Genomic DNA, 14,585 nt, shown 5'->3' with positions numbered 1-14,585 from the left:
GGCACCACGAGCAATAATAGCCACCAGCCCGGCGCTGGCGGCCAGATGCCGAGTGCAGGCGGCAGGATCAAGGGTTGCAGTTGTTCAAGTTCTTTCATGAGGCTTTGCCGGGCCGTTTGGCGTTCAGGTATTCGCGCAGCTGTTCGACCATCTCGCTTTGAGTGCTCAGCGGCATCAGCAACACCCGCAGTTTTTGCGCCAGCAGTTCCCAGCGGGCGATGCGGGCCTCGGCCTGGGCGCGGTAGGCCTGGCGCAGATCATAGTTGAGGGTGTCCAGTTCCAGTTGCGCGCCGCGCTCGGCAAAGCGCAGCAACCCTGCCGCGGGCAAGGCGTGATCGAGAGGGTCGGACAACGGCAGTAGCATCAGGTCGCAATGGCGTGACAGCAGGCTCAGTTGCTGCTCGGCGGCGTCGGTGAGGCCGCGTTCATCACAGATCACGATCACCAGGCTGCCGGGGCGCAGTACTTCACGGGCGCGGATCAGGGCCATGCCCAGCGCGTCGCGGTCCGATTGCACTTCGGTGTGCAGCGACTGGTTGACCCGCACCAGGCGGTTCAGCAACTGCAGCAGGCTCTGCTTGCTGCGCCGCGGCTTGATTTCGTAGTGTTCATGGTCGCCAAACACCAGCCCGCCAACACGATCGTTGTGGCCCAGGGCGGCCCAGCCGATCAGGCTGGCGGCCTGGGCGGCAAGCACCGACTTGAACATCAGCCCCGAGCCGAAAAACAGCCGCCGGCTTTGTTCGGCAAGGATGAAAATTGGCCGCTCGCGTTCCTCATGGAACATCTTGGTATGCGGTTCCTGGGTACGCGCCGTGACGCGCCAGTCAATGGTGCGCACATCGTCACCGGCCTGATAGACCCGCACCTGATCGAAGTCGACCCCGCGTCCGCGCAGTTTCGAGTGATGCAGGCCCACCAGCGGGCTGCGCTGGCTGGGCGAGGCGAACAGCTGCACTTCACGCACCCGATGGCGCATCTCGATCAGTTCCGCAAGGGTGACGCGGATGCCGGGCTCGGCGGGCAGGGGGATGTTCATGGGTCAGGCAACGGCCACGACGTCGAGGATGCGTTGCACCACGCGGTCCTGGTCGATACCGGCGGCTTCGGCTTCAAACGACAGGATGATGCGGTGGCGCAGCACGTCAAACAACACAGCCTGGATATCTTCGGGGCTGACGAAGTCGCGCCCGGCCAGCCAGGCGTGGGCCCGTGCGCAGCGGTCCAGGGCAATCGAACCGCGGGGGCTGGCGCCGTAGGCGATCCACTCGGCCATTTCCGGGTCGAACTTGCCCGGGGTGCGGGTGGCCATGACCAGTTGCACCAGGTACTCCTCCACGGCATCGGCCATGTACAGGCCGAGGATTTCCTTGCGCGCGGCGAAGATGGCCTGCTGGCTGACCCGGCGCTCGGGCTTGGTTTCCCCGTTAAGGGCTTCGCCACGTGCCTGCTGCAGAATGCGGCGTTCGACGGCGGCATCCGGGAAACCGATTTTGACGTGCATCAGAAAGCGGTCGAGCTGGGCTTCGGGCAGCGGGTAGGTGCCTTCCTGCTCAATGGGGTTTTGCGTGGCCATGACCAGAAACAGCGGCGACAGCTCATAGGTACTGCGCCCGACACTGACCTGGCGCTCGGCCATGGCTTCAAGCAGCGCCGATTGCACCTTGGCCGGGGCGCGGTTGATTTCGTCTGCCAGTACCAGGTTATGGAAGATCGGCCCTTGCTGGAACACGAAGCTGCCGGTTTCCGGGCGATAGATCTCGGTGCCGGTGATATCGGCAGGCAGCAGGTCGGGAGTGAACTGGATTCGATGGAACTGCGCTTCAATACCTTCTGCCAGCTCCTTGATGGCCTTGGTCTTGGCCAGGCCGGGGGCGCCCTCGACCAGCATATGGCCATCAGCGAGCAAGGCGATCAGCAGACGGTCGATCAGTTTTTCCTGACCGAGGATCTGGGTTGAAAGAAAGGTTCGCAGCGCCAGTAGCGCTTCACGATGTTCCATCGATGACTGTTCCTGAAAAGGACACCGGCGGCGCAGAAATTACACCGGGGCTGGGGGCGTTACTTTAATCCATTGGAGGCTCTGCGGACTAATGGCGGTGGGGATTTTTACAGGAAAAACCTGAAATGCCCGGGCTTGTTGAGATTGGTGCTCATCTGCACGGGGTCTTGTAGCCGCTGATGAGCGTAGCGAGGCTGCGAACGGCTGCGCAGCAGTCGTAAATCCCGGCCATCCGATAGTTCGGCTGCACCGCGTCTATCGGATTAGCGAACGCTTTGCGTTCGATCTTGGCCTCGCTACGCTCGTCAGCGGCTACAGGATTAAAAGCCATAAAAGCTGCGTGCGTTATGCCACAGGGCTTTGTGTGCGCCATCTTCGCCAAGGGCCTCTACCAGCAAGGCGATATCGTTGTCCTCAAAGGCACGTGGCGCCCGGGTTGATGGCAGGTCCGTAGCAAACATCAGGGCGTCGGGGTTGATGCTATGGATCTGTTGCAGTACTTGCGGCACGGCAAAATCAACCCGGCCAAAACCGCAGGCCTTGATCCGCACGCCGTGCTCCGCCAGGCGCAGCAGGCTGGGCAGGCCCTCATGGCTTAAACCCAGATGGTCGATGCTCAGCGCCGGCAGGCGTCGCAACCGGTCTTCCAGCCCTGACAGTTCCCGTGAGTCAACGTACAGCTCGGAATGCCAGCCCACTTGTTCATGCACGCGCATGGCCAATGATTCGAGCTGGTCAAGTTGTTCGGAGCCTCCGCGCTTGAGGTTGAAGCGCAGGGCGCGGATGCCCTGCCGGCGCAGGGTCTGCAGCTCGGCATCGGTGACACTGGCGGGCAACTGGGTCGCGCCCACAAACCCCGGGCCTAAACGCTTGAGTGCAGCGATCAGGTAGCTCTGGTCGTAGCCCTGAAAGGAACCCGATACCACGGCACCGCCCACGATACCCAGGGGGGTGGCCCGGGCCAGGTAGTCATCGACACTGAAGAACTCGGGCACATAGCCATTGTTGGGAATCAGCGGGTAGGCGCTGTCAATGATATGGCAGTGGGCATCGAAGATCGGGCGCATGGTGGTGAGCTCCAGTGGAAGTGTATGACTGTGGGAGCGAGCCTGCTCGCGATGGTATCAGTGCGCTGGGCCAGACAGATCGCATCGCCTGCATCGCGAGCAGGCTCGCTCCCACAATGTGCCCTGCAAGACTCCCTTCCTCATGGAGGATTAATTCAGCTCGCTGATATAGGTGCCGGTGCCCTTGAGGATGTTCTGCAGGGTCTCTTCGACTTCGCCAAGGTCTGCCGCAGGGGTGTTGTGGAGGATTTCCAGGTGGTCATCGCCCTTGAGAACGTCCGCATCACCCGCGCCGATTTCGATCAGCAGGCGGGTAGGGCTCAAGGTGACCTTGACGCCGTCCAGGGTCGAAGGCTCGTCTTCAAGGGTGATTTCCAGCTCGTCTTCGTCCGGGTAACGGGTCATCAGAAACATTTCGCCGCTGTCGGTGTGGCAGCACAGCATGGCCATATTGTCTTCTTCGTCGTCGCACGGGTTGGCGAGCAGGTGGTCGGTGGTCATTTGCATGGGTAATTCCTGGCGCTCTGGGCGCGGGTAGGTCGATCAGAGGCCAATTTTGCCAGCCTGAACCGATTTGTGCAGGTTTGAATGGAACAACTGGGCAAATGGTCAGTCATTTCTGTTGCTCGCTACGGAAACTACGGTGCTTTTATGAAGGTTTTTCGCTTGCCGATGCTAGGGTTGTTCTATGACCGCCCTGGCGGTTGCGTCCCGATGACCGAATATGTCGCCGCACCGTAAGCAGGCCGTACAGCGCAATCGTTAAGCTGCGCGGTGATTGTTATCTCTAAAGACACAGCCTGTTCAACCGGCAGTCGTTTTTGTAGATCACCATCCTTGCAGGTGAATGTGACCCGTGGGTCACGGCCAGCTTCACCTCCTCACGCGGGAACAACACGCGACGCTTCTCTCAATAACAAGCCCAAGCGGAGTACCACAGATGGCGTTCTTCACCGCAGCCAGCAAAGCCGACTTCCAGCATCAACTGCAAGCGGCACTGGCGCAGCACATCAGTGAACAGGCACTGCCACAAGTGGCGCTGTTCGCTGAGCAATTCTTCGGCATCATTTCTCTGGATGAACTTACCCAGCGGCGCATGTCCGACCTCGCCGGCTGCACGCTGTCGGCGTGGCGCCTGCTGGAGCGTTTCGACCCGGCCCAGCCGCAAGTGCGGGTGTTCAACCCCGACTACGAGCGCCACGGCTGGCAGTCCACCCACACGGCAGTTGAAGTCCTGCACCACGACCTGCCGTTTCTGGTGGACTCTGTGCGTACCGAGCTGAACCGTCGCGGTTACAGCATTCATACCCTGCAAACCACGGTGTTGAGCGTGCGTCGCGGCGGCAAAGGCGAGTTGCTGGAAATCCTGCCCAAGGGCACCACGGGGGAAGGTGTCTCGCAAGAGTCGCTGATGTACCTGGAAATCGATCGCTGCGCACACGCCGCCGAATTGAATGTGCTGAGCAAGGAACTGGAGCAGGTTCTGGGTGAAGTACGGGTTGCCGTGGCTGACTTCGAGCCGATGAAGGCCAAGGTGCAGGAACTGCTGGCCAGTGTCGACAACTGCCAGTACGCCGTCGATGCCGATGAGAAAACCGAAGTCAAAAGCTTCCTGGAATGGCTGGTGGGCAACCACTTCACCTTCTTGGGCTATGAAGAATTTGTGGTGCGTGACGATGCCGATGGCGGTCATATCGAATATGACCCCGACTCGTTCCTGGGCCTGACCAAGCTGTTGCGCGCCGGGCTCACCGCCGAAGACCTGCGTATCGAAGACTACGCCGTCAGCTACCTGCGCGAGCCGACCCTGCTGTCGTTCGCCAAGGCCGCGCACCCGAGCCGCGTGCATCGCCCGGCGTACCCGGACTATGTGTCGATTCGCCAGATCGATGCCAGCGGCAAGGTCATCAAGGAGTGCCGCTTTATGGGCCTGTACACCTCTTCGGTGTACGGCGAGAGCGTGCGGGTGATCCCTTATATTCGTCGCAAGGTGGCAGAAATCGAGCGCCGCTCGGGCTTCCAGGCCAAGGCTCACCTGGGCAAGGAACTGGCCCAGGTGGTGGAAGTCCTGCCCCGTGACGACCTGTTCCAGACTCCGGTGGACGAACTGTTCAACACCGTGATGTCGATCGTGCAGATCCAGGAGCGCAACAAGATTCGCGTGTTCCTGCGCAAGGACCCGTACGGCCGCTTCTGCTATTGCCTGGCCTATGTGCCGCGCGATATCTACTCCACCGAAGTGCGGCAGAAAATCCAGCAGGTGCTGATGGAGCGTCTGCAGGCGTCGGATTGCGAGTTCTGGACCTTCTTCTCGGAGTCGGTGCTGGCCCGCGTGCAGCTGATTCTGCGGGTTGACCCGAAAAACCGCATCGATATCGACCCGCTGTTGCTGGAAAAAGAAGTGGTCCAGGCCTGCCGCAGCTGGCAGGACGACTACGCCAGCCTGGTGGTCGAAAGTTTTGGCGAGGCCAATGGCACCAAGGTGCTGGCCGATTTCCCCAAAGGTTTCCCGGCAGGCTATCGCGAGCGCTTTGCTGCACATTCGGCCGTGGTCGACATGCAGCACCTGATGAACCTGAGCGAAAAGAACCCGCTGGTGATGAGTTTCTATCAGCCGCTGGGGCAAAGTGCCGGTCAGGAGCTGCATTGCAAGCTGTATCACGCCGATACGCCGCTGGCCCTGTCCGATGTCCTGCCGATTCTGGAGAACCTCGGCCTGCGCGTGCTGGGCGAGTTCCCGTACCGTTTGCGGCATGCCAATGGCCGTGAGTTCTGGATCCATGACTTCGCCTTTACCGCTGGCGAAGGCTTGAACCTGGATATCCAGCAACTCAACGACACGCTGCAGGATGCGTTCGTGCATATCGTACGCGGCGATGCCGAGAACGATGCGTTCAACCGCCTGGTACTGACTGCCGGCCTGCCATGGCGCGACGTGGCGCTGCTGCGTGCGTACGCGCGTTACCTGAAGCAGATTCGCCTGGGTTTTGACCTGGGGTATATCGCCAGCACCCTGAACAACCACACCGACATCGCCCGCGAGTTGACCCGGCTGTTCAAGACCCGCTTCTACCTGGCGCGCAAGCTGACGGCCGAAGACCTCGAAGACAAGCAGCTGCGTCTGGAACAGGCGATCCTGACAGCCCTGGACGATGTGCAGGTGCTCAACGAAGACCGCATCCTGCGTCGCTACCTGGACTTGATCAAAGCCACGTTGCGCACCAACTTCTACCAGCCGGATGGCAACGGTCACAACCGTTCGTACTTCAGCTTCAAGTTCAACCCGCACCTGATCCCCGAGCTGCCAAGGCCGGTGCCGAAGTTTGAAATCTTCGTCTACTCGCCGCGGGTTGAAGGCGTGCACTTGCGCTTCGGCAACGTGGCCCGTGGCGGCTTGCGCTGGTCGGACCGTGAAGAAGACTTCCGCACCGAAGTGCTGGGCCTGGTAAAAGCCCAGCAAGTGAAAAGCTCGGTCATTGTGCCGGTGGGCGCCAAAGGCGGCTTCGTGCCGCGCCGCCTGCCGCTGGGCGGCGGCCGTGATGAAATCCAGGCCGAGGCGATTGCCTGCTACCGGATCTTTATTTCCGGCCTGCTGGACATTACCGACAACTTGAAAGATGGCGCATTGGTACCGCCGTTGAACGTGGTCCGTCACGATGATGATGACCCGTACCTGGTGGTGGCTGCCGACAAGGGCACCGCGACCTTCTCCGATATCGCCAACGGCATTGCCATCGATTACGGCTTCTGGCTGGGCGATGCGTTCGCTTCGGGCGGTTCGGCCGGTTATGACCATAAAAAGATGGGCATTACCGCCAAGGGTGCCTGGGTTGGCGTGCAGCGTCACTTTAAAGAACGCGGGATCAACGTTCAGAAAGACAGCATCAGCGTGGTCGGTATCGGCGATATGGCCGGTGACGTGTTCGGCAACGGCCTGCTGATGTCCGATCAGTTGCAACTGGTCGCAGCGTTCAACCACCTGCATATCTTTATCGACCCGAACCCGGAGCCTGCCAGCAGCTTCGCCGAGCGTCAGCGCCTGTTCGATCTGCCGCGTTCGGCGTGGTCGGACTACGACACCGGCATCATGTCGGCGGGCGGCGGGATCTTCTCGCGCAGCGCGAAAAGCATCGCCATCTCCGCGCAGATGAAAGAGCGCTTCGCGATTACCGCTGACAGGCTGACCCCCACCGAACTGCTCAATGCCTTGCTCAAGGCCCCGGTGGACCTGCTGTGGAACGGCGGTATCGGCACCTACGTCAAGGCCAGTAGCGAAAGCCATGCCGATGTCGGCGACAAGGCCAATGATGCATTACGGGTCAACGGCAATGAGCTGCGCTGCAAGGTGGTAGGCGAGGGCGGCAACCTGGGCATGACCCAGCTGGGCCGTGTCGAGTTCAACCTCAATGGCGGCGGCTCCAATACGGACTTTATCGATAATGCCGGCGGTGTGGACTGCTCTGACCACGAAGTGAATATCAAGATCCTGCTCAATGAAGTGGTGCAGGCCGGCGATATGACCGAGAAGCAGCGTAACCAGCTGCTGGGCAGCATGACCGATGAGGTGGGCGGCCTGGTCCTGGGCAACAACTACAAGCAGACCCAGGCCATTTCGCTGGCCGCGCGCAAGGCCTATGAGCGGATTGCCGAATACAAGCGCCTGATGAACGATCTGGAAGCCCGTGGCAAGCTGGACCGTGCCATCGAGTTCCTGCCGTCAGAAGAGCAGCTCAACGAGCGCGTAGCGGCGGGCCATGGTCTGACCCGTGCCGAGCTGTCGGTGCTGATCTCCTACAGCAAGATCGACCTTAAAGAGGCGCTGCTCAACTCCCGGGTGCCGGATGACGACTACCTGACCCGGGACATGGAAACCGCGTTCCCGCCGATGCTGGTGAGCAAATTTGCCGAAGCCATGCGTCGCCATCGCCTGAAGCGTGAAATCGTCAGCACCCAGATTGCCAACGATCTGGTCAACCATATGGGCATCACCTTTGTCGAGCGCCTGAAAGAGTCGACGGGGATGAGTGCTGCCAACGTGGCCGGCGCCTACGTCATCGTGCGTGATATTTTCCACCTGCCACACTGGTTCCGGCAGATCGAGGCGCTGGACTATCAGGTACCGGCTGAAATCCAGCTGGCACTGATGGATGAGTTGATGCGTCTGGGGCGCCGCGCTACACGCTGGTTCCTGCGCAGCCGTCGTAACGAGCTGGATGCTGCACGGGATGTGGCGCATTTCGGCCCGCATCTGGCGGCATTGGGCCTCAAGCTCGACGAACTGCTGGAAGGGCCGACCCGCGAAGGCTGGCAGACCCGCTATCAGGCCTACGTCGAGGCGGGCGTGCCGGAGTTGCTGGCGCGCATGGTAGCGGGTACCACGCACCTGTATACCCTGTTGCCGATTATCGAGGCTTCGGATGTCACCGGGCAAAATGCTGCGGATGTGGCCAAGACGTACTTCGCCGTGGGCAGTGCGCTGGACCTGACCTGGTACTTGCAGCAGATCAGCAACCTGCCGGTGGAGAACAACTGGCAGGCCCTGGCCCGCGAGGCGTTCCGCGACGATATCGACTGGCAGCAGCGGGCAATTACCATTTCGGTGTTGCAGATGACCGAGGCCGGGGAAAGTATCGAGGCACGGCTGGCGCTGTGGCTTGAACAGAACCACTCGATGGTTGAGCGCTGGCGCTCGATGCTGGTGGATCTGCGTGCCGCCACCGGCAGCGACTATGCCATGTACGCGGTGGCCAACCGCGAGCTGCTGGACCTGGCGTTGAGCGGTCAATCAGGGCTCTGACAGCCTGAGTTGCAAAACAAAGCCCCGGCTCATGTGCAATGAGTCGGGGCTTTTTTGTTTCTGGGGGTTACCGGAAATCAGATGCCGATATTGCCCAAGGTTTGCACGATGCTGCGCAGGGTAACGGCGAGAGTGGGATGATCGACCTCAAAGCGCTCTACAGCGAGGTTGACGCTGTCGGCAAGGCTGGAATCGTTGGTCGCTTTTTCGATGTCGATCTGAGCCTGGATTTGTGTGGCGAGCTGGTTCAAGTGTTCACGCTCTTCCTGGGTGAGCGGCGGGTTCTGTTCCAGTTGCTCGCGCAAGGTATTGAGTTGTTCTTGCAGATCGCGGGCAGGCATAGCATTCATCCTTTATTGATAGGCTCTGGTGTAGACCTTCGAAGTGAGCAAAAGGTCTGTCTCTAGATTAATCCACTCGCGGGCGAAGTGCATGATCTCTATCAAAATCCCCGGTGCGTGTTTTTGTCGTTCAGGCGGGTGGTTTTAAAAGAATCGGCAGCGGGGGGAACGTCTATCTTTTATACAAGTCTGTTTAGGCGATTGCTTGGGGGCTGCCTAAAAGCCATTTGCCGTTATACTGATGTTCAGACTCAGGGCATAGCGCCCAAGTGTTGAGTAACTTCAGGGAGTTTTGCTATGCGCTGGACTGTTCGTCTCGCCCCATTGTTTGTCTGTGCCGGTGTGGCCATGATGCCGTTTGCTGCCAATGCCGCCACCGAGGATGACCCGTGGGAAGGGTTTAACCGCGTTGTGTTCAAGTTTAACGACACCCTCGACACCTATGCCCTGAAGCCGATTGCCCAGGGCTACCAGTTCATCACTCCGCAGTTTCTGGAGGATGGCATCCACAATATGTACCGCAACGTCGGTGACGTGCGCAACCTGGCCAACAACGTGCTGCAGGTAAAACCCCACGCTGCGGGCGTGGATACCGCCCGTTTGCTGATGAACACCATTATCGGTGTCGGCGGCTTCTTTGATGTGGGCACCAAGATGGGCCTGCAGCGCAACGACGAAGACTTTGGCCAGACCCTTGGCTACTGGGGGCTGAGCAGCGGCCCTTACCTTGTATTGCCGCTGCTGGGCCCTAGTACGGTGCGAGATGCCCTGGGCATCTACCCGGACTCCTATGCCGAACCTTACCGCTACATGCATGACGTTTCAGCACGTAACACCGTTGCCGGGATGAAAATCATCGATGCCCGCGCCAATCTGCTGTCGGCCGAAAAATTGATCACGGGGGATAAATACATCTTTATCCGCAATGCGTATCTGCAAAGCCGTGAATTCAAGGTCAAGGACGGGCAGGTTGTCGACGACTTCTGAGTCGTTTGACCGATGCGCAAAAAACGGCCCTTGTGGCCGTTTTTTGTATGGGTGCAGATGAGAATCAATCGGCTTTGCGGCCTTTGTTACCAAGGTTTTAGTTGCCGTAAACGTGGTTCTTATAACCCGCAGTAATTTAACGTGACGAACACCTCAAGCCGCTATCGGCCTGAGCTTGAAACACCCCGCGGATGGGAGTACCGTCTGCGCCTTACACGGGCACCTTTGTAGGATCGAGCAATACAGTCGATTTGAATCAGGGATGTTCACAAGCCATTTCAGTTGTTGAGCCCGACGTTTACGAGCTTCAACGACAACCTAATTCTGGCGCCATTTGCCCACATGCAAAAAACCAGTGCCACGCTGCTGATCATTGATGACGACCAGGTAGTACGCGCAAGTCTGGCGGCCTACCTGGAAGACAGCGGCTTCAGCGTCCTTCAGGCCAATAATGGCTTGCAAGGCCTTCAGATGTTCGAGCAAGAGCAGCCAGATCTGATCATCTGTGACCTGCGCATGCCGCAAATGAGTGGCCTGGAGGTGATTCGCCAGGTTGCCCAGCGGTCGGCGCAAACGCCGGTGATCGTCATCTCGGGCGCAGGCGTGATGAGCGATGTGGTCGAGGCTTTGCGCCTTGGCGCTGCCGACTACCTGATCAAGCCGCTGGAAGACCTTGCCGTGCTGGAGCATTCGGTTCACCGAGCTCTGGATCGTGCGCGGTTGCAGCTTGAGAACCAGCGCTACCGTGAGAAGCTGGAGTCGGCCAACCGGGAACTGGAAGCCAGCCTGCATTTGCTGCAGGAAGACCAGAACGCCGGCCGGCAGGTGCAGATGAACATGCTGCCGGTCAGCCCCTGGACCACTGATGAGTTCAGTTTTGCCCACAAGATCATCCCGTCACTGTATCTGTCCGGGGATTTTGTCGACTACTTCCGGGTTGACGAGCGTCGGGTCGCTTTTTATCTGGCGGATGTTTCCGGGCACGGCGCCTCTTCGGCCTTTGTCACGGTGCTGCTCAAGTTCATGGCCACGCGCCTGCTGTTCGAGTCCAAGCGCAATGGCACCTTGCCGGAGTTCAAGCCCTCCGAAGTGCTTGGGCATATCAACCGTGGCCTGATCAACTGCAAGCTGGGCAAGCACGTGACCATGGTGGGCGGTGTGATCAATGAAGAAAGCGGCGAGCTGACCTATAGCATTGGCGGGCACTTGCCGCTGCCGGTGCTCTACACTCCAGACAGTGTCCGTTATCTCGAAGGGCGGGGTTTGCCCGTTGGCCTGTTCAACGAAGCCACCTATGAAGATCAGGTCATGAAATTGCCTGAAGCTTTCAGCCTGACTCTGATGTCTGACGGTATCCTGGATCTTTTGACCGAGCCGACGCTCAAAGAGAAAGAAGCTGCTTTGCCGCAACGGGTGAAAGCAGCAGGCGGCAGCCTGGATGGTCTGCGCAAAGTGTTTGGATTAGCTACGCTAGGGGAGATGCCGGATGATATCGCCTTGTTGGTGTTGAGCAGGAATCTTAAATGAGTACCGGTAGAATTCAGTTCGCCGAACAGGACGGCACTTTTGTCCTGAAGTTTGTGGGTGAAGTGCGTCTGACGTTGTGTTCGGCACTGGATGCGACGATCGAGAGGATTTTCACGGCGTTGAATTTCAATGCCATCGTGATTGACCTCACCGAAACCCGCAGTATCGACAGCACCACCTTGGGTTTGCTGGCGAAACTGTCGATATTGTCGCGCCAAAAAACAGGCCTGTTGCCGACTGTTGTCACCACCCACGAAGACATCACCCGGCTGCTGGAGTCGATGGGCTTCGATCAGGTGTTCAACATCATCGGCAAGCCGATCCCTTGCCCGGATTGCCTGACCGACCTGCCTTCGCAGGATCAGACAGAAGAAGTGGTGCGGGTAAAAGTGCTGGAAGCGCACAAGATTCTGATGGGGCTCAACGACTCCAACCGTGAAGCTTTCCATGATCTGGTGAATGCACTCGAGCGGAATTGATTTCCGCTCGTCTCATCCCGCAGGTTGTCAAAGATCAAAAGCCCCTCACCACGCCTCTCCCTCCGGGAGAGGCGTGGTGAGGGGCTTTTAGCTTTTTATGTCACAACCAACCATGGTATTTCCCGGCGCTGATAACGGTGCGCGCGGAAGATCGCGTTGTTTTCACCCGGCAGATAGGCTCTGGAGGCTGCATCCGGGTACGGGGCAAAGAAGGGATTGATATATTCCCAGACCACTTCTCCCGTCGGCGTGATTTCAAACAGTCGACCAAAATTGGCCTCGGTCACCAGCGTATTGCCGTTGTGCAGGCGTTGCGCGCCGCCCATGAACGGGGTGAAAAAGGCATAGCCCGGAGTATCGGCGTACTGCCACACGATCTGTTGGCTCAGTGGCTCTATTTCCAGTATTCGTGAGTGCGGCATGCTGGTATGTGGCCGAAAGATGCCGTTGTCGAATACCAGCACGTTGCCGTTTTCCAGCTCGCTCGGGCAGTGCTGTTGCGCAACCAGATCATGGCCCAGGCGCCACAGCACCTCACTGCTGCTGCGCGAAATGGCAATCACTGCAGAGACGCTGCGCAGGCTGAGAATGATTTTGCCATCGCGGCCCGGCGAGACGGCGTTGGTCATCGGCCAGTGGTAGCGCTCAAACGCATCATGCAGCGGATAGTCTTCAGGGCGCAGGTGCTCCCAGCTGCGCCACTCCCACACAACATGGCCCTGGCGGTCGACTTCTTTGACCACATCGGCATAGATCACCCCGCCGTGTGCTTCGCTGCCAGGAATGCCGCCCACCACGCGGCTGGCCAACTGCGGGCTTAGCGGTTCAACGGTGGTGTAGAGCAGATGACCGTTGTCCAGCCATTGGGCATCGTGATGGTGCATCAGGTCAGTGTGTTCCCAGACCACTTCTCCCTCGGCAGTGACTTCGCTGAAGGCGCCGCCGTGCCAGACTGACCAGCCCGTAAACAACTCTGGCGAGTCGGGGTGGTTGCCGTTGTATCCCAGGTTGCCGTTGCGCAGTATTACGGCGTCGCGGCCGGGGCGCCAGGGCAGCTTCCAGCGGTGTACGATTTCGCCTTCCAGATCGATCAGGAATACATTGCCATCTGCCGTTTGCGGGGCGAACAGTGTGTAGCCACCGGCGCTACGGGCGTGGTCGACGCCGACCAGACCGGTCTTGTGGCGCTTCAGGGTGGTGTTGTGCAGTTTTGACATGGTGCCACTCCCACTAGGTTCCACTGGTATTGTGCGCGGCAGGGGAGCATTGTCGGTCTCCCCTGTGTGCGTGGAATCGAGTATGTCGAGGCAAACCGTGGCGCTCCATGCCAAACACCCCTCTTTTGCTGCCATGCCGGACGCCACGCCGCGTACGGTGGTGGTGCTGGCATTCGATGAGCTGTTGTTGCTCAACGCCGCGGGGCCACTTGAGGTCTTCGCCGCGATACCGCGGCTGTTGGCCGGCACTTTTGCCAGCGATCCACCTTATCGGCTGTTGCTCGTATCGCCCATGGGAGGCCAGATAACCTCGGTTTCCGGGATCAGCGTCAATACACTGTCCCTGGAACAGATCGACCAGCAAGCGGACGTTATCGATACCCTGATCGTGGCAGGGGGGCCGGGTGTGGCAGCACTTGAAGCCAGCGTACCTGTGTGCAGCTGGTTGCGCCGCCGCGCCACGTCCGTACGCAGGCTGTGTTCCATAGGTACTGGTACATTCGCCTTGGCCGCTGCCGGTCTGCTTGAGGGGCGCAAGGTGGTGACCCACTGGAAGTTTGCCGAACAACTGCAAGCCCGCTACCCGGCGCTCCAATGCCAGACTGAAGGGTTGTACCTGCATGACGCGAATCTGTGGACGTGCGCGGGAGCTGCTGCCGGTATCGACCTGGCGCTGGGGTTGGTGGAGCAGGATCTCGGCCCCCATGCTGCATTGGAGCTGGCGCGCTATTTCACCGTTTTCGTATGGCGATCGGCGGCTCAACCCCAGCTCAGCGCTTCGCTCAATGCCCAGTCCCTGGCCTTGCGTACCGCCCCTGACGTGCGCCTGGTGCGTCTGCATGCCTGGATTGCAGCCAACCTGCAAAGCGACCTGCGTGTGGAAACACTGGCGGAGCAATTTGGCATGAGTGCGCGCCACTTTGCCCGTGCCTACGTGGCCACTACTGGCCATACACCTGCACATGCGGTAGAGCTCTTACGTATTGAAGCTGCCTGCCAGTTGCTGAAAACCACCAGCGAGCCGATCAAGCGGATAGCCGAAACCGCAGGTTTTGGTCGGGAAGAGCGTATGCGGCGAGGGTTTCACAAGCACTTGGGCATCGGCCCGCAGCATTACCGCAACCAGAGTCGATGCGCTGCACCGCAAGGCTGATCTGACGGCTTGTCG

11 protein-coding genes are annotated in these 14,585 nt (G+C 59.5%); 5 read left to right on the top strand and 6 right to left on the bottom strand.

The genetic code is table 11. The features are described 5' to 3' along the window. Positions 1-94: 94 nt before the first annotated feature. From GHO03_RS14685 to GHO03_RS14670, 4 genes are all read right to left on the bottom strand, one after another. Positions 95-1,039, bottom strand: coding sequence for a DUF58 domain-containing protein (locus GHO03_RS14685; RefSeq protein WP_153400127.1), 945 nt, complete (start codon positions 1,037-1,039; stop codon positions 95-97). Positions 1,040-1,042: 3 nt separating this feature from the next. Continuing rightward, the gene (locus tag GHO03_RS14680) at positions 1,043-2,002 is read right to left on the bottom strand and encodes a MoxR family ATPase (protein ID WP_016780594.1); all 960 of its coding nucleotides are present in this window, start codon (positions 2,000-2,002) and stop codon (positions 1,043-1,045) included. A 320-nt stretch (positions 2,003-2,322) separates the two neighbouring features. After that, on the bottom strand, positions 2,323-3,069 hold the full coding sequence (locus GHO03_RS14675; protein ID WP_153400126.1) for an amidohydrolase family protein: 747 nt from the start codon (positions 3,067-3,069) through the stop codon (positions 2,323-2,325). A 150-nt stretch (positions 3,070-3,219) separates the two neighbouring features. Then, positions 3,220-3,576 carry a hypothetical protein gene (locus GHO03_RS14670; RefSeq protein ID WP_095000542.1) on the bottom strand — a complete coding sequence of 119 codons (357 nt, stop codon included), beginning with the start codon at positions 3,574-3,576 and terminating at the stop codon, positions 3,220-3,222. Between the two features lie 433 nt (positions 3,577-4,009). On the opposite strand from GHO03_RS14670, the gene GHO03_RS14665 reads away from it, so the two are divergent. Beyond that, a complete protein-coding gene (locus tag GHO03_RS14665; RefSeq protein ID WP_153400125.1) occupies positions 4,010-8,866 on the top strand; it encodes an NAD-glutamate dehydrogenase in 4,857 nt (1,618 codons plus the stop codon). A gap of 77 nt (positions 8,867-8,943) precedes the next feature. Here the strand turns inward: GHO03_RS14665 and GHO03_RS14660 are convergent, their stop codons facing one another. Further along, the gene (locus GHO03_RS14660) at positions 8,944-9,207 is read right to left on the bottom strand and encodes a DUF4404 family protein (protein ID WP_095000540.1); all 264 of its coding nucleotides are present in this window, start codon (positions 9,205-9,207) and stop codon (positions 8,944-8,946) included. Between the two features lie 297 nt (positions 9,208-9,504). Between GHO03_RS14660 and GHO03_RS14655 the strand changes: the two genes are divergently transcribed. From GHO03_RS14655 to rssC, 3 genes are all read left to right on the top strand, one after another. Then, complete coding sequence (locus tag GHO03_RS14655) at positions 9,505-10,194, top strand: VacJ family lipoprotein (protein ID WP_095000539.1); 690 nt, start codon at positions 9,505-9,507, stop codon at positions 10,192-10,194. A gap of 342 nt (positions 10,195-10,536) precedes the next feature. Beyond that, complete coding sequence (gene rssB / locus GHO03_RS14650) at positions 10,537-11,721, top strand: two-component system response regulator RssB (RefSeq protein WP_153400124.1); 1,185 nt, start codon at positions 10,537-10,539, stop codon at positions 11,719-11,721. Continuing rightward, positions 11,718-12,200, top strand: a complete 483-nt coding sequence (rssC, locus tag GHO03_RS14645; protein WP_095000537.1) for an anti-sigma factor antagonist RssC — start codon at positions 11,718-11,720, stop codon at positions 12,198-12,200. Before rssB ends, rssC begins: the two co-directional genes overlap by 4 nt. Positions 12,201-12,295: 95 nt before the next feature. Here the strand turns inward: rssC and GHO03_RS14640 are convergent, their stop codons facing one another. Then, positions 12,296-13,417, bottom strand: a complete 1,122-nt coding sequence (locus GHO03_RS14640; protein WP_153400123.1) for an aryl-sulfate sulfotransferase — start codon at positions 13,415-13,417, stop codon at positions 12,296-12,298. A gap of 82 nt (positions 13,418-13,499) precedes the next feature. On the opposite strand from GHO03_RS14640, the gene GHO03_RS14635 reads away from it, so the two are divergent. Beyond that, a complete protein-coding gene (locus GHO03_RS14635) occupies positions 13,500-14,570 on the top strand; it encodes a GlxA family transcriptional regulator (RefSeq protein WP_153400122.1) in 1,071 nt (356 codons plus the stop codon). Positions 14,571-14,585 lie beyond the last annotated feature (15 nt).

It is taken from the genome of Pseudomonas sp. FSL R10-1339 (genome assembly GCF_009600545.1).
GTDB classification, from domain to species: domain Bacteria; phylum Pseudomonadota; class Gammaproteobacteria; order Pseudomonadales; family Pseudomonadaceae; genus Aquipseudomonas; species Aquipseudomonas bubulae.
The sequence above is the reverse complement of the archived record's forward strand: the minus strand, read 5'-3'. Positions and strand labels throughout refer to the sequence as shown.

Excerpts from the sequence above, each read along its gene's own strand:
- GHO03_RS14660 (WP_095000540.1), bottom strand. The coding sequence starts at position 9,207 with ATGCCTGCCCGCGATCTGCAAGAACAACTCAATACCTTGCGCGAGCAA.
- GHO03_RS14680 (WP_016780594.1), bottom strand. The coding sequence starts at position 2,002 with ATGGAACATCGTGAAGCGCTACTGGCGCTGCGAACCTTTCTTTCAACC.
- rssC (WP_095000537.1), top strand. The coding sequence starts at position 11,718 with ATGAGTACCGGTAGAATTCAGTTCGCCGAACAGGACGGCACTTTTGTC.
- rssB (WP_153400124.1), top strand. The coding sequence starts at position 10,537 with ATGCAAAAAACCAGTGCCACGCTGCTGATCATTGATGACGACCAGGTA.
- GHO03_RS14665 (WP_153400125.1), top strand. The coding sequence starts at position 4,010 with ATGGCGTTCTTCACCGCAGCCAGCAAAGCCGACTTCCAGCATCAACTG.
- GHO03_RS14640 (WP_153400123.1), bottom strand. The coding sequence starts at position 13,417 with ATGTCAAAACTGCACAACACCACCCTGAAGCGCCACAAGACCGGTCTG.
- GHO03_RS14635 (WP_153400122.1), top strand. The coding sequence starts at position 13,500 with ATGTCGAGGCAAACCGTGGCGCTCCATGCCAAACACCCCTCTTTTGCT.
- GHO03_RS14685 (WP_153400127.1), bottom strand. The coding sequence starts at position 1,039 with ATGAACATCCCCCTGCCCGCCGAGCCCGGCATCCGCGTCACCCTTGCG.
- GHO03_RS14655 (WP_095000539.1), top strand. The coding sequence starts at position 9,505 with ATGCGCTGGACTGTTCGTCTCGCCCCATTGTTTGTCTGTGCCGGTGTG.
- GHO03_RS14675 (WP_153400126.1), bottom strand. The coding sequence starts at position 3,069 with ATGCGCCCGATCTTCGATGCCCACTGCCATATCATTGACAGCGCCTAC.
- GHO03_RS14670 (WP_095000542.1), bottom strand. The coding sequence starts at position 3,576 with ATGCAAATGACCACCGACCACCTGCTCGCCAACCCGTGCGACGACGAA.